This window comes from Paraburkholderia sp. BL6665CI2N2 (assembly GCF_004366535.1).
Taxonomy (GTDB): domain Bacteria; phylum Pseudomonadota; class Gammaproteobacteria; order Burkholderiales; family Burkholderiaceae; genus Paraburkholderia.
Window position 1 is genome coordinate 2,568,037 of the sequence record NZ_SORC01000001.1, and the last position, 17,993, is coordinate 2,586,029.

General features: G+C 53.9%; 15 protein-coding genes. 8 read left to right on the plus strand and 7 right to left on the minus strand.

The window, feature by feature from the left end:
- Positions 1–188: 188 nt before the first annotated feature.
- The 3 genes from B0G81_RS11470 to B0G81_RS11480 form a co-directional block, all read right to left on the minus strand.
- Positions 189–839 carry a DJ-1/PfpI family protein gene (locus B0G81_RS11470; protein WP_134135426.1) on the minus strand — a complete coding sequence of 217 codons (651 nt, stop codon included), beginning with the start codon at positions 837–839 and terminating at the stop codon, positions 189–191.
- 125 nt (positions 840–964) lie between these two features.
- A complete protein-coding gene (locus tag B0G81_RS11475; RefSeq protein ID WP_243856430.1) occupies positions 965–1,642 on the minus strand; it encodes an XRE family transcriptional regulator in 678 nt (225 codons plus the stop codon).
- A gap of 151 nt (positions 1,643–1,793) precedes the next feature.
- Positions 1,794–2,213, minus strand: a complete 420-nt coding sequence (locus B0G81_RS11480; RefSeq protein WP_134135428.1) for a cupin domain-containing protein — start codon at positions 2,211–2,213, stop codon at positions 1,794–1,796.
- Between the two features lie 188 nt (positions 2,214–2,401).
- On the opposite strand from B0G81_RS11480, the gene B0G81_RS11485 reads away from it, so the two are divergent.
- The 4 genes from B0G81_RS11485 (at position 2,402) to B0G81_RS11505 (ending at position 9,267) form a co-directional block, all read left to right on the plus strand.
- Positions 2,402–3,739: an MFS transporter gene (locus tag B0G81_RS11485; RefSeq protein ID WP_134135430.1), complete on the plus strand. Its 1,338-nt coding sequence runs from the start codon at positions 2,402–2,404 to the stop codon at positions 3,737–3,739.
- Positions 3,740–6,163: 2,424 nt separating this feature from the next.
- Positions 6,164–6,508 (plus strand): hypothetical protein, encoded by a 345-nt coding sequence (locus B0G81_RS11495; RefSeq protein ID WP_243856431.1) that lies wholly within the window; start codon positions 6,164–6,166, stop codon positions 6,506–6,508.
- Positions 6,509–7,012: 504 nt separating this feature from the next.
- Positions 7,013–7,915, plus strand: a complete 903-nt coding sequence (locus B0G81_RS11500) for an aspartyl/asparaginyl beta-hydroxylase domain-containing protein (RefSeq protein WP_134135434.1) — start codon at positions 7,013–7,015, stop codon at positions 7,913–7,915.
- Positions 7,916–8,328: 413 nt separating this feature from the next.
- Positions 8,329–9,267, plus strand: coding sequence for an alpha/beta hydrolase (locus tag B0G81_RS11505; protein WP_134135436.1), 939 nt, complete (start codon positions 8,329–8,331; stop codon positions 9,265–9,267).
- A 321-nt stretch (positions 9,268–9,588) separates the two neighbouring features.
- On the opposite strand, the gene B0G81_RS11510 is transcribed toward B0G81_RS11505, so the two are convergent.
- From B0G81_RS11510 to B0G81_RS11520, 3 genes are all read right to left on the minus strand, one after another.
- Positions 9,589–11,235 (minus strand): ABC transporter substrate-binding protein, encoded by a 1,647-nt coding sequence (locus B0G81_RS11510; RefSeq protein ID WP_134135438.1) that lies wholly within the window; start codon positions 11,233–11,235, stop codon positions 9,589–9,591.
- 100 nt (positions 11,236–11,335) lie between these two features.
- On the minus strand, positions 11,336–12,673 hold the full coding sequence (locus B0G81_RS11515) for an LLM class flavin-dependent oxidoreductase (RefSeq protein ID WP_134135440.1): 1,338 nt from the start codon (positions 12,671–12,673) through the stop codon (positions 11,336–11,338).
- A gap of 319 nt (positions 12,674–12,992) precedes the next feature.
- A complete protein-coding gene (locus tag B0G81_RS11520) occupies positions 12,993–14,747 on the minus strand; it encodes an MFS transporter (RefSeq protein WP_134135442.1) in 1,755 nt (584 codons plus the stop codon).
- Positions 14,748–14,925: 178 nt separating this feature from the next.
- Between B0G81_RS11520 and B0G81_RS11525 the strand changes: the two genes are divergently transcribed.
- The 3 genes from B0G81_RS11525 to B0G81_RS11535 all read left to right on the plus strand — a co-directional run bounded on the left by B0G81_RS11525 (position 14,926) and on the right by B0G81_RS11535 (position 17,362).
- Positions 14,926–15,318 (plus strand): RidA family protein, encoded by a 393-nt coding sequence (locus B0G81_RS11525; protein WP_134135444.1) that lies wholly within the window; start codon positions 14,926–14,928, stop codon positions 15,316–15,318.
- 507 nt (positions 15,319–15,825) lie between these two features.
- Entirely contained in the window at positions 15,826–16,158 is a 333-nt protein-coding gene (locus B0G81_RS44150; RefSeq protein ID WP_208328527.1) for a hypothetical protein, read from the plus strand.
- 646 nt (positions 16,159–16,804) lie between these two features.
- Positions 16,805–17,362 carry a hypothetical protein gene (locus tag B0G81_RS11535; RefSeq protein ID WP_134135446.1) on the plus strand — a complete coding sequence of 186 codons (558 nt, stop codon included), beginning with the start codon at positions 16,805–16,807 and terminating at the stop codon, positions 17,360–17,362.
- A 160-nt stretch (positions 17,363–17,522) separates the two neighbouring features.
- Here the strand turns inward: B0G81_RS11535 and B0G81_RS11540 are convergent, their stop codons facing one another.
- Entirely contained in the window at positions 17,523–17,894 is a 372-nt protein-coding gene (locus tag B0G81_RS11540; protein ID WP_134143085.1) for a diguanylate cyclase, read from the minus strand.
- Between B0G81_RS11540 and B0G81_RS43605 the strand changes: the two genes are divergently transcribed.
- Positions 17,835–17,984, plus strand: coding sequence for a hypothetical protein (locus tag B0G81_RS43605; RefSeq protein ID WP_166678974.1), 150 nt, complete (start codon positions 17,835–17,837; stop codon positions 17,982–17,984). The genes B0G81_RS11540 and B0G81_RS43605 overlap by 60 nt on opposite strands.
- Positions 17,985–17,993 lie beyond the last annotated feature (9 nt).

Below are 17,993 nucleotides of genomic sequence, written 5' to 3' on the forward strand. Positions count from 1 at the left end.
ACGATGCAATGATGGCGGCTTAGCCGCTTCGAACCTGGGGCGCTCATCACACCGCTCCGAAGCCGGCAAGCTCAGGAGTCTGGCTCGTCGGTGTTGCTCAGCTAGCTGCCTGATCCAACGACACGTCTGCCGCGCCTACTCCGTCCGATCATACTCATCTGGCGAGACGCGGCCGCGTTTCATTCGGCTCAAGAAACATCGTCGACGATGGACAGCTCGCTGATTCGAACGATTGAAAGCCTCGCCTTGTTGGCCACTAGCGCCGCCGAGTACTCCATGATGCGAGCCGTTTCCGACGCCACCTCCTTACCCAGGAATCGCTCAAGAAGGTAGAACGTCGTGTCGATTCCGAGAGTAACACCACCGCCAGTGACGATATCGCCGTCGTCGACGACAAGTGCTCGCAAACCCTTGGCGCCGTACTCCGCAGTCAATGCTTCGAGCGGATTGATTTCGGGGGGGACAACTTGCGTCTTGGTCGTCGCGGGACGCGCCTCTAACAGGCCTGCGGCCCCCAGCAACATCGATCCTGTGCATACACTGGCAGCACAGATACTCTCAGCCGCCCGCTTTCGCAGGAAAGCGAGCATCCGCTCATTTGTAGCTTGAGCCTTCCAGCCCGGGCCGCCCGTCACGATGAACACGTCTGCGTACGGCGCGTCTTCGAAACTGTAGTCCATCAGAACCTTCAGGCCATTTTGCAACTCAACTGTGCTGCCGCCCTCGGAAACGGTGAAGTATTCAAGATCGGACGTCACACGCTTCGCCATCGACAGAACGCCAACAACACCAAGATCGATAGGCTCTACGCCATCGTAAAAAATAGCCGCTACCCTCATCTCTGTCTCCTTGAAATTGGCTACCACTCACAGCATAGGGCAAAGTTTCTCAATAGACAACATAAAAGGAAGATTGTTTACTTTTCGTCTCAATATATTTCCAATGAGGAAACCGGCGTCGAACGTCAGTTAGCCGCTCGATCTTCCTCATCACCAGCTTGGACTACGACCAGCGCTTGCGCTTCGGCGCCGTCAATGCTGTGCCCCCGGTGACGCAGACTCGAATCGAAGTACATGCTGTCACCGGCCTCAAGCGTCCATCCGCGAAGTTCGCCGTTCAGCACAATTTCAAATCTGACTCGGCCGGACATCACGTAGATAAACTCTTCTCCGCTATGCTGGAAATATTGGTCGGCATCGGTCTCAGATGGAAATGTGAAGATGAAGGGGTCCATCAACTTATGAGCCCTCTTATGGGCAAGACTGACGTAGTCGTAACCGAAAGCCGTCCCGCCCCGTGCCACGGGCTTGCGCTCCCACTTGTGCACAACAGAGACTTTCGATTCGTCAGAACTTGCGCTGCCGGTGTCTTCCAGAAAGAAGTACCCGAGCTCTTCGCCCAATGCCCGCGCGAGCCGCGCCAGCGATGCAATTGGAGGAGCTTTTTTCCCGTTCTCAATGCGGGACAGATAACCCTTCGTGAAGCCAGATAAGTCGGCCAGCGTCTCCAGAGTCATGTCGCGCTTCTGGCGAAGCTCCCGAAGCCGTCGACAGACCATCTCCTCATCTCGGTCTGCCTCATCCATCTCTCGCAGTGTTGGCTCGCCCACCAATTGGGCGGCCTCTTGTCGTCGTTTAGTCATTGCAATCGCCCAGAAGTCAACGCGCGCCCGGTCCTCCTGCCTGTAAACGAAAAATCGGGTCACCGTGCGCGGTGACCCGATTCTAGCTGTTGCGCGCTTGCGAGGAAACCTGCGAAACAGGAAGTTTCCCCGCACGTGCTTGGCGGGGTGCTTAGTGGGGATTCTTCTCAAACCCGGCAGCATTGAAGAAAACGTTCGGCTTGCGGTAAATCGCGAGCAGCACGCAACCCTCATCTGTGTGCGTCTGGTGGAGTGACCCGGGCTGGCGCCACACGAACTCGCCCGCCCGACAGATTCCGTCGTGATCGTAGAAGGAGCCCTCAAGCACATAGCTCTGCTCGATCTCGGGATGACGGTGGAAAGGCAAGGTCGCGCCCGGTTCCCACTTCAACAGAACCGTCATCTCGCCAATCTCATCGTTGCGGTACAGCACCTTCATCCAGATTTTGTCGAACTGGGATTTCTCCCACTCAATCTTGCTCGGGTCTACATACACAGACCCGCCGGGGGTCGGTTCAAGCTTGCCCTGCAGCCGCTGCGCGAAGTGCGGTTTCGTCGACGTTGCATCCATGTCATCTCCTAGATCGTCAGTGAATGAAGCCACCGGGGAGGCGGTTGTAGACAAATATAGGTCAGTGTTTCCCATTAGGCAACTTATTATTGCAAAAGTTTTTTTCCAGGCTAATCTCAACTCACGTTCGGTAAACATTCGGACGCCTTTGGACGTGGACAACGCCGAACCCGGCTAGGAGATCTGACATGGCAATTTTGCAAAGTGACCAGCTAGATGTGCTTTCAGCTGGCACATCTGATGAAACCAGTGAGAAAACGCGGATGCGGGTCATCATGATTTCCAGCGTGATTGGAACGACCGTCGAATGGTACGATTTTCTTCTGTACGGCACTGCAGCCGCGCTGCTCTTTAACAAACTGTTCTTCCCTGCGTTCGACCCATTTGTTGGGACTATTGCGTCTCTAGCTTCGTTTGCTGCCGGGTTCATCGCACGTCCGCTAGGTGGCGCTATTTTCGGCCACTTTGGCGATCGAATCGGTCGAAAGACCATGCTGATGATCACAATGTTCATGATGGGCGGAGCCACATTCCTCATCGGCCTCCTGCCTACTTACTCGCAAATTGGCGTCTGGGCACCGGTGATTCTTATCACGCTGCGAATCCTTCAGGGAATTGGCCTCGGTGGCGAATGGGGCGGCGCAGCGTTGATGGTCGTCGAGCATGCACCGCCTAATCGGCGCGGTTTTTTCGGCGGAATTGTCCAGGTAGGCTTCCCGCTCGGGATCGTACTTTCTACCGCTGCCTTCGCCGCTGTCAGCCGCCTTCCCGAAGCGCAGTTTCTCGCTTGGGGATGGCGCCTTCCCTTCTTAATCAGCATCGGACTCGTAATGGTCGGGCTGGTCATTCGCCTCAGGGTCTCTGAATCGCCAGAATTTCTTAAAGCGATGAAGCATGATGCGCCGATTAAAATGCCGCTTCTCGAAGTCTTTCGCTCTTACAAGCGCAGCTTCTTCGTTTCGGTAGGTCTGAAGATCTCTGAAGTGGCTTGGGTCTATCTGCTTTCTGTTTTTCTAGTGATGTACGGAAACAAGACAGTCGGCATCCCAAAAACAGTCATGCTCAGCGGCCTGTTGCTAGCCGCGACACTTGAATTCATTACTGTGCCGCTTGCTGGATATCTGTCGGACATCTTTGGTCGCAAGCCGCTCTACTACTTCGGTGCAGCGTCGACCGTCCTTGCCGCGTTCCCGCTCTTCTGGTTGGTCCAGTCAGGCGACCCGATGACTGTGATCATCACAATGGCAGTTTGCATGAGCCTTGGTCACGCCACGCTTTTCGGTCCCCAGGCGGCATGCATACCTGAACTCTTTGGTACGAAGGTGCGCTACAGCGGGTGTTCGCTAGGCGTCCAGGTAGCGGCCGCCATTGGTGGCGGTTTAACTCCGATCGCCGCCACTTCGCTAATGGCCTTCACGGGGCATATCGAATCCGTTTCATGCTTGATCGCGCTCCTCGGAATCTTCACATTGATAGCGACTTATGCCGCTGGCGAAACGTCCGGGAGCGACTTGTCAAAAACCTGATACTACGATCTTTTTTCAAGTATGACCTGCCACGGAACGATTCCTCTGCAAGTCGCTCTGTGGCGTTTCCTTGATTGGCATGATTACCGTTAAAAAGGTGCCACCATGACCTGCGTCGTAACCGAAAGGTGTATTGGCTGCCGATATGGCGAATGTGTCGCTGCGTGCCCCGTGGATGCGTTCCGAGTAGGAAAAAATTTTGTGGTAATTGATCCCCAAGTTTGCGTTAACTGCACAACCTGCACTTTGGTTTGTCCGGTGGGCGCGATCATGCCCACATATGAGCTTCCCCACGATCAGAAACACATGGTAGAAGAGAACGCTCGCCTGGCAAAGATTTATGAACGCGCGGACGGTCCCGTAATACCCCTGCCGGACGCGGACAGTCTCGCAATGGAAAAACACAAGCTTCACCTTCTTTCACAGTGAACTGCCTCTGCCTGACAGGCCGAGACTTCGCTCGTGGCTTAGACAAAACACGTGTGCCCTAAACAGCTCGCGCAATGTTAACGGGCGACGCGCCTCTCGTGCCGCTGATTCACCGCATTGGCGCAGCCCTACACAAGGCACATGTCTAGCATCGTGGCATCGATTAAAAATTTGTCTTCAAAACAATCACATTAATGGCGCGGCGATTGCCTGCTCTCTATGCCTCCGGGACGTGTAGTGGCGTCCGCGAGCAAATCACTGGGGAGCCGACTGCACAGAAGGCAAGATACGCCGTAGCTGCCTACTGTCTTCACGCGCTGACTCGTCGGCCAGACGATGTGTGTAACGCTGAGTCGGTGACCAGTCTTTCGTTTGTCGCTCGCGCAGTAGAACGCCCGAATCGCCTCACAAGACGTGGCAAATGCTTGACTCTACCAGCTCCTGGACGACGTGCCCACGGGAACGTGACTACCCATCCGAGCAAAATGTTCGCTACCGTTACGGCAGATACGCCAGGGCGATTCTGCACATCCGCTTCCATTGCCAGTGTCAAGTACAGGACAACGACGCCAAGCACAATGACAATTTCCACAATCTGCTTCTTCGCATTACTCCAACATCGTTGCGTTAGATACGATGCCTAGCGATCGGCGCGGCATCGAAACTGCAGTCAAGTTTAAGATGGCAGCCGATTTCTCTCGAGGATGGATGCCCCTCTGGACAGGCGTCTGGGTTTTGAAGCCGCTGGAGACTATCTATGCAATGAAGAGCCTCTCTTACCTTGACTGCGCTGCGCTCTACCGCGAAGCTCGTTTCGAAACAGTTGATCTCGCTCACGTTGTAGCCCACATACCAGGATTTCGCGTATAATCGACGCAAGCTGTTTTTAGCTAAGTAGGGCCAGAATAAGATTCATCCTGCAGGCTTCACCGGCGCGAGAAATACCGTCAGCAAGGGACGATCTCTTCGCTGCAATGCCGTGCCGTCAAGCGAATATCTTTGATTGCCACATCTAGCGGCTCACGGGGCGCCTGGTTGCCAATCTTCTCTACTGCATTCTCAGATGTGACATAGTTGTCGAGCATCATCTGCAAGCGGGTGAATGCCAGCCGTGCGCAATCAAGACTGCGCCGATTCTGTTGCGCCGCCTCGACATCATGCAGCCTCTCAGGTTCTGGTTCAGCCCTCGAAATGGCCAGAATCTTTAGCCGACCTTAATTAGTCGGCTTTTTTTTGCCCAACATCGCCAAAAAATCGAATTTTTTCGTGCCGGCGTGTAATTATAGACTCGATATCGCTATGATCGCTGCCTGACGTACGCCCATCGCAGCACATGCCGGACGTGGGAGGGCACGGCTGTTTCTGTGAAAATCTACAAGGATCAGTGAAGGCCAACTTACTGGCGATTATTGCGACAGATGATCGGATGCGCGAACCTAGCAAAGAGCAAAGAGCAAAGCGAATGCAGAGAGCGAAGCCGAGACTCGACGCATCTGCATCACGCAAGGCATCCGACGCCCGAACCCTGAAAGACCGCAATCAGTCGGGGGCTGAGATCAAATCACCATACTCGCGTGGCTGGGACGGGGGCCCCTCCTCTGCTTGAATCAATTGCTGCAATGCAAGACGCACAGATCAAGGCTAAGCGCCTCCGATGAAACTTCTCTTTGATCGTCTCTTTGACCGCCGGCTCAGAGCAACGGGCACTTCAGTCGAAGCTTGCAACCGATGCGAACTTGCAGTGCCAACAGATATTCATCACTGATCATGATATTATTTTTGATTTTCAAAACAAATTTTCTTTATTGAGGATTTTAATTTATTTCCTTCAAAACAAATCATCGCATTTGAAGTGCTCAGCCGCTCACCAACCTCACATAGGCTCTTGTTCCTTGTTCCCACTGTCGCTAGCACGCGAAAAATTGCCGAATATCTGTGCAGCTTCGAGCTAACGCTGCTATCGTTATAACTCGATGGTCAACCAGCGAGGTCAACATGCGAAGAGACAGCCAACTTCTAGAAACCATCTTAACGTCTATGCAGGAGCATGAAGAACCAACTCAGTGCTGTAAAGAGATTGAGCATGCGGTCAGTAAAACAACAGGGCATACTTGGCCAGAAATCAGGCTTCATCTGGCCCTCCTGAAAGACATGGGCCTGGTCGCGGAATGCACGACACCCGCCGAATATCGGCTAACCAGTGCAGGATACGACGTAGTGGAGAGCACAAATCCATTTGAGCAATTGACCGGATGGGCAAAGGTCGGAGGCGGCGCAAACATTGAACTGGCACGTTCATATCACGAGGCACGCCACCCTCTGCCGCCAAGACGCTCCTAGGCAAACGACCCAACTGCTCCATGCTTTCATCTAGGAACTGGTCAGGACACTGACCTACGACTTAGTGCCACACGTCCCTGGCGTATAGTCGCTATCTTGGATTTCGATAGAATCGAAAGCTTGTGATCCAGTTATATTTTTGAGCGTGGGCGCTCGAGTACGATCGCCCACAATCTGTTGCCTGTCTCTTTGTGCGCTACGCGCTACATCACAGCGCGATAACGCAACGACACGGACTGCTCCGAGTATGTGAATGCTGATCAGCTTGCTTCAAGCCAAGGATTGCAAAACCTGATCGTGCAGATGCTCTAGGACTGTTAGAAAAGTGTCGCTATCAAGAAAATTCGATGACTGGCTTGAGTTGGCGGGGCGAAGTCTCCTTTACTCATCGTCTCGCGACTCATTTAATATTTTCATATAAATCAACTAGTTACATTCATCGGCAGCGCGTTTCTATAGTCGAAAATATAATCCGCATGGTCAAAAAATATGAGGAGTTTGGTCATGCGATGGGCTATTCTGTTCCTATTTTTCACTTGCGCGGTCTCTACACATCGCCGGGGCAACGCGCGACACGGCAGTTTTTTCAGACAAATTTTCGACCATTCTACCTTTACAGCACCTCTCAACTGTTTGGCTTATATTTTTTCAAGCGTTCCGAATACGCCGTACATCCCATCCTCGTACATCTCTGAGCTTGAATTGTTGAAAAGCAAGTGGCAGATCTTCCGCGAGGAGGCGCTTGCGCTAGCCGAGTCAAGCCGAATTCAAGCTACAAACCAATATAATGACATAGGTTTTAATTCATTTTTCCGCACTGGCTGGAAGCGGTTTTATCTAAAGTGGTATGACAATCCGCACCCCTCTGCTGCTGTGCTGTGTCCGCGTACGATTGAAGTCCTGCAAGGCATTCCGTCAGTAAGAGCCGCAATGTTCGCCATGCTGCCGGCTGGCGGCAAACTTAATCCCCACCGAGATCCATTCGCCGGATCGCTGCGCTACCACCTCGGTCTGGTTACGCCGAACGACGACCGCTGCGCGATAGTTGTCGACGGCACTCCCTACTCTTGGCGTGACGGCGAAGACGTTGTATTTGATGAAACATATCTTCATCACGCCGCGAATGACACGACGCAGGACCGCATCATCCTGTTCTGCGACATTGAGCGCCCAATGAAATATCGGTGGGCTCAAAAGATGATGAACGTGGTTGGCGGATTTCTGATGCGCGCTGCGACGTCGCCAAATGAAATCGGAGACCGTACTGGCGGACTGAACCGCGCATTCCGATACATCTACGTGGTCCGGCGCGCCGGAAAGGCGCTTAAGGCGTGGAACCGTACCATCTACTACGTAGTCAAATGGTGCCTGTTTGGCGCAGTTGCTATCCTGATTTTCTGGCGTTAATACGCGGCGCGTCCGGCACTCCTCTCGGACATTCTCCTTGCCTAGGCCTACGGCTCTCAAGAAGTCAGTTCCCTTGGGCGCAGCGGCGCCGTCAGAAAGATCCGATTTGTATCGAGTAGTACGCAGCGCAGTTCGTCATCACGAGTGGACGCCTTTGCGACGTTCACGTCGCCATACCTTCGACGGAGTGTTCCCCGCTGTCGTCCAGGCGGAGCAGCGTGAAAGCACCCGTGTCACACAAATCCGCTGAGCTTGTAACAAGTTGCAGCGCGTCGACGAACTAGAGCTGTGATCAACTCGCCCGCTGGTCGAATTAGAGATGTGCGGCAGCTTGCGTGAAGGGCGATGCAAGTGCGTACGTAACCGCAGCATATGAAGAAAGCTAAACAAGCCTAGCCACAAGGAACACCACCGTGAAAGCTCCAATTATTTTGACAGTTGCTGCGCTATTCTTTTCGGTCAGCGCGCAAGCTGCTGCCTTGGAATCAACCTCAGTTACGACCACCTATCACAAAGTAACGGTCGATGGCGTCCGTATCTTCTATCGGGAAGCTGGTCCTCAAAACGCGCCTACAATCGTTCTCCTGCACGGGTATCCGTCCTCATCGCGCGAGTTCGACACACTCATTCCTCTGCTCGCTACTCAATATCACCTGGTGGCTCCCGATTTTCCAGGTTTCGGTCAAAGCGATGCTCCGCCACCATCTTCTTACGCCTATACCTTCGATCATCTTGCACAAACGACCAACGATTTTCTCGAGCAGCTTGGCATCGACAAATACAGTCTTTATCTGCATGACTATGGCGGACCTGTCGGTTTCCGGATCATGACGGCGCATCCGGAACGCCTGCAGGCTCTCGTAGTTCAGAACGCGAATGCTTATAAGGAGGGACTTGGTCCCAAGTGGGCTAGCATTGCTCAGTACTGGTCAAGCCCTGATGCGCACCCAGAGATACTCGATGCATTCATGTCCCTATCGGCGACCGAGCAACGCCACACAGCACGCAGCTCTCATCCTGATCGATACAACCCAGACACCTGGACCGACGAGTATGCTCACTTGTCGAGACCAGGTCAGCGCGAAATCCAAGGAGCGCTGCTATACGACTATCGAATGAATGTCGCCTCGTATCCGGCATGGCAGGCTTGGATGCGCGAACACAAGCCGCCGACCTTGGTAGTCTGGGGTGACAATGACCCCTCGTTCATCGCTCCTGGAGCGAAGGCTTTCAGGCGCGACCTACCGGACGCAGAAATTCACTTGCTTGACGCAGGCCACTTCGCCTTCGATGAGAAAGTCGATGAAATTGCTACGTTGATGCTGCAGTTTTTGCAAAGACATCTCAAGTAATACGATTTCACGCATCCTGTTCAGCTAGTTCCGGATGGATACGATGCGCTGGAAATCACATCGTCGCAGATTTTATAGTTGTGCCGTGCCGAAGCAGCCGCCCCGATCGACTCCGTAGGAAGTATGGTTGGACTACGTCCGGTTGCTCGTCTTGAATAGTGACATTGCAAGATTCGACACCAGTCTATTCTTGGAGATATTGTGCCGAAATCTCGTCATCAGAAAGGACTTTGTAGACCTGTACGAACTCCTCTTCCGTTGGAAAACGCGAGAATACCCCACGCGTATGAGCAAACAGCATGCTGCTAGCGTTGAAGGACGTTACGAAAGCACCGCCTGATCGAGGTATAGCTGGGCCATCGCCGAGAAGCGCACCCCTTCAAGATTCGCCCGGGTAACAATCAGCGAGTCAGCAAAGTACGGAATGGCGACCGGAACTTCGTCAGTGAGCAACCGCTCGATCTTGCCGCCGATTTCCTTCTGCTCACGGACCTCCAACGTGGCCGTATAACGGGCGACCAACTGATCGTACTGAGCATTCGTGAAATGGGCAGCATTCCAGGCCCCTCCACTCACCAACGGCCCTCTGAGGAACGAGTCCGGCACGCCACGATGCCCGTAGTCGGTCATCCCCATCGGCGAGTCGAGCCAATCCGATTTTCCCGGAGTGCCTGAGCCGTAGTATGCCTCCTGAGACTCGACACGCAGCGAAATATTCGCCCCAATCGATTTCGCAGCGTTCTGCACGACGACGGCCAGATCCGGCATTTCCAGGAACGCCTCTGTCGTCAGCGTTGCAGAGAAGCCATTACCGACGCCTGCGGCAGCAAGACGCGCCTTCGCGCCCTCAAGATCTTTCGATTTTTGCGGGACAGATGGATCAAACGTGGGAAAGACTGGCGCGAAAGGATGATCGTTTGCTGGCACCCCTCGCCCCATCAGAAGACCACGCACCATGGCTTCGCGATCCAGGCTCAGGGCTAAGGCTTGCCGTATGCGTTTGTCCTTGAATACACCTTGGTCCGCGCGCATGTGAATCTGGCGATGCGTGCTTGACCGCGTCCCTGCCACCTTAAATTCGGCGTTGTTCAACAAGGCCAGCCCGCCGTGAACGGTGAAACGCGTGAGCAAGTCAACCTCGCGCCCTTGCATTGCCAGAATTTGACCTTGCTGATCCCCGTAGAACTTGAACTCCAGGCGTTCCGTTTTCGCTTTGGCGCCCCAATAGTTGTCGTTGCGAACGAACGTCGCTCCGACGCGTGGCTGGAAACGCTCGAGCCTGTACGGTCCAGTGCCTGGAAATGACTGCTCGTAAGCGCCCTTGAAATCGAAAGGCAGAATCACAGTGTTAATCGTGTCTGATGAGACGTACCACGGGAACGATCCATTCGGAGCGTCCAAATGGAATTCGACTGTGTTCTCGTCACGTGCCTGCGTGCCGCCCTTTGACAGTACTCCACGAAACGTCGCCTTCGCAGCTGAGCCGGCCGCAGGGTCCGTCAGCCTGTCGAAGGTTGCTGCAACATCTTTGGCTGTTAGGAGCTGACCGTTCTGAAAGCGAACGCCCTTACGTAGCCTGAATGTCCAAACGTCACCCTTGCTGTTCGGCATCCAGGACAATGCCAGTGCGGGACGCAGAGTTGCAGCCACACTATCAGAGTTCACGAGATATTCACCACTCTGATTAAGAAGCGCCGGACTAGCTACGTCGAAAGCCGTAATCGGATCGATAGCGCCTGACGGCATGGGATGGCCAATGCGGATCGTACCTGCAACTGGACTCGCTGCTTGAGACGAGAGCGAAGCAATAAGTCCGCTGCCGCCTAGTGTCCACAAGCCAAGCATGCTGCCGGCACGAAGCAGCTCCCGGCGCGAAAGCCGGCCAGAGAGGAATTCATCGATTACGTGGTTCTGGATTTCGTTACCGTTGTCACGGATGGTATGGAAAGGATCGTTTTTCTTGGTCATTTGAAAAAAAAGTGTTCTCGAAATCTCTGAAATAGTGCTCGGACCGGGTTCAATACGGGCGCGACAGAGCTATTGCCCCGCCGGCGCTCTGTGCAGTCCGTCAGAAGCGAACTGCGAGGCTATTAGGCGAACGTATCAGCCCAAGCTTGTCGCGCAATGTGCCAGGTCGGTAGCTGGTTTGGGCAAGACCGCGTCGCTGGAGCTCTGGAACCACGCCGTGCACGAAGTCAAACATATCTTCGACAAGGACCGGGAACATCAGATTGAAGCCGTCGCACAGGCCGGCCTTAAACCACTCTTCCATGAAATCAGCAATTTGCACTGCGGTTCCTGCCACTACCGGTGCCGCACCAGAGTTTGTGAGCAGGCGCGCAACCTCCCGGATGGTCATGTTATGTTCCTTGAATGACTTCAACCGCGCGAGGTTACTGCGCTGACCATCATAAGTTTCCTCGTCGGGCAAATCTGGGAGCGGTCCGTCGAGTGGCATTTTCGAGAGATCGACCTGACACCAACTCGATACAAGATCCACGCCCATGCGTTCGGGCACCAGAGACTCGAGCAGTTCACGCTTCTCTTCTGCCTCTGCCTGAGAGGCCGCCAGAACAGGTTGTATGCCGGGCAAGATTTTCAGGCTCTCCTGTGTGCGCCCATACTGCCTGAGGCGCTCGTTCAGATCCTTCCGGTAAGCCAACCCTTCCTCGATGCTGCGACACATTGAGAAATGCATATCGGCATGGCGCGCTGCCAGATTCTTGCCATCTCCGGACGACCCCGCCTGCACAATAATCGGATGTCCCTGTGGCGGACGAGGCACATTGAGTGGACCTCTCACCGAAAAATGCCGCCCTGAATGCTCAACGCGATGTACTTTCCCGGGGTCAGCGAACAGGCCAGATTTGCGGTCGAGCAGCACCGCGCCATCTTCCCAACTGTCCCATAGCGCCTTGACGACTTCCACGTACTCGGTAGCACGCTCATACCGATGAGCGTGCTCGAGGGTGGAATCGCGGCCGAAATTCATTGCCTCTTCGTCCATGCTTGACGTTACGACATTCCACGCAGCCCGACCGTGACTGAGATGGTCCAGGGATGCAAACATGCGAGCCACGTTGTATGGTTCGCTGAACGAGGCGGACAACGTGCTTATTAAACCAAGGTCTCGTGTGACGGCGGAAAGTGCAGACAGCAAGGTTATGGGTTCGAGACGAGCATTGGCATAGTGAGCCACATTGCTTTCGAAGGTATCCCACATCGCAACATGATCAGCGATAAAGAGAGCATCAAGGCATGCAGATTCTGCCAACGCAGCCACATCGCGGTAATACTGGAGATCGAATATCTCTTCACCAGGAGCACGAGGATGTCGCCATGACATCCGATGGTCGCCCTGCGGATTGAAGAAAAAAGCGCCAAGTATCATACTTTCTCGGTTCATGCCTGCTCCGTGTCCTGTTGTCTGCCGCGCAACGTCATTTGATACCCAGAAAGCTGAGGTTGCGAGATTCGCTCTAATTCTAGAGGCAGCGTAAGAATCGTGCAGGCCAACTCATTTCGAGACAATTACGCGAGCGCGTGGAATAGCTGCTTCATGGCGAAAAACATAGAGATGGAAGACCTGTGCGCCTCGGTTAGGTCGCATCGCCACAGATAACAAATGTTCCGTCTCGAAGCGGACCGGGCTTTCTGGACATGATGTGTTCTGTTCATCCGTGAATACCTGGTTTCTCGGATGGTCGGCCTTGCTTTCGTCAACGTCAGGTTCTCGCCTCTTCGGACCTAAGCATCCACCACGAACAGGCTGCACCCATGAGGGCCAGTCCGGCGGAACTGGCCATCAGGAGCCGGAACGCGCCGACGAAAGATACCTGAACGGCATGCTCAACGGACGACGCAGCGTAATGCGCAGCGGCAAGCAGTGGTTTTTGCTGGTCGACTTGCGCCTGTAGTTCAGGTGTGAGTCGCAGTTTATGCAGCGCAATATCGAGGCGATAGTTGAAGGCCAGCGACAGAAAGAGGCCAAATACAGCAATGGCGAGTAATCCCGCCATACGCGAGATTGCGTTGTTGATTCCAGAAGCGATCCCTGACTGACTGTCAGGCGCTGAATTCATGACCGTTGTCGTTAGTGGCGATACACAGATAGACATCCCCACTCCGAGAATCAGCATCGGTACGAAGAACGTCGACCAGTAGCCCCCTCCCACACCAGGCACACATAGGCCGAGGTAGCCGACACTCGCGACACAGCATCCGACTGTCAAACACCAGCGGGCTCCGAATCTCGGCAGCAGGCTTCCGGTCCAGGGCGACAGCACAAACAGCGCGAGAATCATTGGCGCGAGCGCGGCTCCCGCTTCGGACGCCGCATAATGCTGGACCTGGATCAGATTCAAAGGCAGAAAATACATCGTTGCAGACAACGCGGCGTAGAGGAACAGCGTAATCACGTTCACCCCAACAAACATAGGTGCCTTTAACAGCGCCGCAGGAAACAGTGGCGCCTTTGCGCGGCGCTCGCAGTTAGCAAAAAGAAAAAAGAATACGGCGCTTGCTAGTGCGGCAAGCATCGCACGCTCGCCCTCACGTTGCGCCTCGAGCAGCGAATACGTCAGAGTTACGAAGGCAGCAACCATGCTCGCGGCTCCAGCCCAGCTTGGCATACGCCCATCTTCCAGATCACGACTTTCTTCGACTCGGAAAGCAAAAAGTGCGGAAAGGACGCCAATTGGAAGGTTGATGTAAAACGCGGCTCGCCAGGAAAAATGGTCGATTACCCATCCGCCGAGAAACGGACCGATAGCGCCCATCACAGCCGTAGTACCAGACCATATGCCAATAGCCCGGGCCCGCGCGGCTGGCGGATAGGCAGAGGTGATCAATGCGAGACTACCGGGAATCAGCAATGCAGCAGCGACTCCCTGAGCCGCCCGTGCGAATACGAGACCCGTCAGTGACCCTGATGCGCCGCACAAAAACGACGAAACGCCGAAGAGAATACTCCCCCAGATGAAGGTACGTTTGTGACCATATATGTCCCCAAGTCTGCCCCCAATCAAGAGAAGCGCCGAGAGCGTCAAAGCATATCCTTCGACAACCCACTGCACCTCTCCTACAGTCGCGGAAAATACGACCTGAAGTTTCGCCGTAGCAACATTGACGACAGTACTGTCAACGAATGCCATACCTGATGCGAATATCGCAGCGATCAACGCGTCAGTTGCACGCGATGGCCGGACAGCGCCATCCTTCGACTCGCTCTTGGTCATAAGAGAAAATGCCCGGCAATAAGGTCTGGCAGATGATATGCCGGATTCCCCGAACACGCTTTTGCGATGTACCAAGACAATGGTATCCAGGCCACAAGGCGTTGCACTGCGTTCCCGTGAATATATAGTTAGCGTGGCTGAAAACAGCCCCTTCAGCAACGAGACCTCGGGGGACCGCGACCATTCGTGCTTTTGCACGACCAAGCATGCGAGGATGATGTCCGACGTCTGGATGACAGGCATCCTCTAAAGCGAATTCTACCCAGGTGGTGCCCTCACCTTCGTGCTCTATTTTGCTTTGTGTGATTTGTCATTTCACAACAACGTGAAACATGGATCTTCAGGTCAGCATTAACATATCAAGACTCCAGGATTCGCGTATGCTCCAGAAACGTCGCACCATCTGAACAGGATCTCCATCATGAAGCGCCAGATCATCCGCGTTGAGCCTCTGTCTACATACCTGGAACGATGGAAAGCACCGACTTCCGTTATGACGCGGCACGGTGACATATTGTATGTTTCAGGTTTACCGCCATTTGATCCTGACACGGGTGAAGTCGTCGACGCGCCAATCGAGCGACAGACGGAGCTTGTTCTTGAGCAGATCAAAATTTGCCTCGAGACGGCAGGCAGTTCGCTTGATAACGTGCTGAAATGCAACGTTTATTGCACCTCTGTTGAGATGTTCGCAACCGTCAACTCAGTCTACGCTCGGTATTTCCCGCAAGATCCGCCAGCGCGAATCTTCGTTTGTGTGGCAGCGTGGCCAGGACACTTCGACATCGAGATCGACTGCATTGCGGCCGTCTAGCATCTCTGGCGAACACTACGTTTTGGCTACTCTTCGAAGTTTTTCTCAAGCAGGACCAAGTGGACGCATATGTCCACCATTCGAAGATGCTTCAACCTGAATCGGGAAAGATCAACGGATTTGTCGACAATATCCGCTATCGCAATCTGGTCTGCGATGGCTGGTCTTTGTCGCTATCGGCATGGCACGACGACTGTGATTCTTGTAGATGCACGATGGCGGGATTCATCTGTTACCAAGCTTGACCCCGTGGGGGTTGCTTCATGACTGTGCCTGATATCCGATGCGTCAGACCTCGCTGAGTGGGACACGTTCGACGGGGTATTGACACACAGTGATGCAATTTTGTTCACGACCGGTTATCGATCCTTGCTGCACTTCAAACGGAAAACAACTGCACGGAGTGCAATCCGACGGTCTATCAGCGGGAATTTAGCTATGCACAAATCAAAAACGGTCCGAAGCGCCGAAACCCTTGGGCGCGTCCGACTCTCCACGAACTTTTTCATGCGCGAATTTCTGTACAGCGAAATCGCCAATGTCCACGGCATGCAGAACCTGCCAGACGATCCAGACCTTGCAGTCGCAGCCGGTCAGCGCCTGTGCGAAGACTTGTTAGAGCCGCTTCAGGCCACCTTTGGGCGAATCTCGATCCGCTCGGCTTACCGCTCCTTCACAGTCAATGCTTTCGGCAACGCATATTTTCACAGTTGTGCTTCCAATGAACGCAATCGCGCGCGACATATCTGGGATCAGCGCAGCGCCGACGGCGGCATGGGCGCGATGGCGACCATTGTCGTCCCTTGGTTGGTCGACCACATCGACAGTGGTGGGAAGTAGCAGTCGATAGCGTGGTGGATCCACGACCATTTGCCCTACAGGAACTCCAGTTTTTCCCGAAGCTTGCTGCATTCAACATCGGCTGGCATGAATTTCCGAGGCGTCGTGTCACGAGCTATGTCTTTCCGAGCGGTCTGTTGACTAAACCAGGCATGCTCGGACACAACGACGACCACAGCGCACAGTATTCTGGCTTCCCTGCTCCCGCGCAGCTTCTCAGGCGCGCCACCGTCGAGGAGGATTCTCGATGACGCAGTCTCCAATGAGCGCGCCCGCCTAGTCTCTGTGACATTCGCATAGCCACCGTCATCCAATCATGAAGCTCCTGACGAGACCATCAAACGTCTCAGCTGGTAAATAATTCCCACAAGGCCAAAATGATACTCTGGCCAAGAACTGCCACATGCTGCGCGACGGATTGCACCGAGGCTTATATTTTGGTCCATCATGGCGAATGATAGGCAACGCGGTTTAGTTCACTCAAATCTCCACATATAGTATTCGTCTGTTATCTGCAATTGATGATATGTTTTTGCAAACCATCCAATCTGGTTGGCAAGCCTTATTGTATTTTAAAAATCTTGTAATAGTCGAATAAATTCAAATTTTATTCGAAAAATCTTGAATAATTTTCATTGGAGGACACGTGGATCTTTCCGAATTGGAACTGGAAAAGTCTCGCGAAGAGGCTAGAGCAGCCTATTTGACGATGAAATCCTCGAAAGCATCGATGCGCGACCGAGGACTATTTTTCAAAACAATGCTCGCGAAAGGTTTATGGATTAACCAATCGACGCTAGCAAGTGGAATTGGCGAATCGATAACTCAGGTATCACGCTGCCTTAAAGCCAGCCGCATACCGGCGGCGGTCGTTCAGGCATTCGGCAATCGACGCCTCTCCGATCGAGCGGTGAAACTTATTGGTGAGATTTCGGAGCAGATTGGAGAGCCCAAGCTGATAGAAAACGCTGAAAGACTTGAGATTCGCAACGACCTTTCTGTTCGAGAACTTCTCTCAGCCCTCTTCCTCGGTTCTCATGTTGATGATCCGAGCAACGGTGAGGCGCGACTGGCCGCATATCGCAATGAGCCTTATGTCCGCCTCTATGCTGCCGATCTCATGGAGCTTCGGAAGAATCTTCGGACGATTGAAAAGCACCTCAGGTTGATTATGAAGCTACAGAAAGTTACACCAGCGTCGTAGCAGGAAGACCGGCTACGGTTTGCCTCCCACGCCTGCGAATGCTATCTCCGCTGCGTGTGCTCATCTAAAAGCGAATCTGAAACAGACCATGCTTCGAAGAAATGCGCCTAACTTAGCAGCTTATTCCGATTCACTATCCAACCTCAGTGCGATTGCGGCCTCATTCCTTCGCTCGGTCTCCGCGTCTCATTAACGCGTCAACATCACGCTCGGCTGTCTCGCGTATGACCTCGCCAATGCTGACAGTGAACGGAATTGGTTTCACACGCCACGTGTGCTCGAAATCCTGCAGCACGAGGCACCGACGCGGATTGTCCGCGATAGTGCGCGCCAGACCGGCATCCGCGCCGGGCAGCGCTGCGCCAAATTCTTCGCCTCTCCAGCACCCGAACAGCTTGGACTCGTGTGTAACTAACGTACCAGCTTTCGCCAGCACCTGCAGCGCCTCGTCACCAACATCGTGACCATAGCTATGATTGATCTTCTTGAAGAAATCGACGAAGACCGCCCCAGCCTGCGGCTGCCGCGCCAGGCGCGGGAAGAACTGGAATTCCTACTGCCAGCCGGCTGCAAGCGGGAAAAGCCCGCAAGACTAGACAGCACAGAGGCGCGCCGTCCCTGACGTACGGCG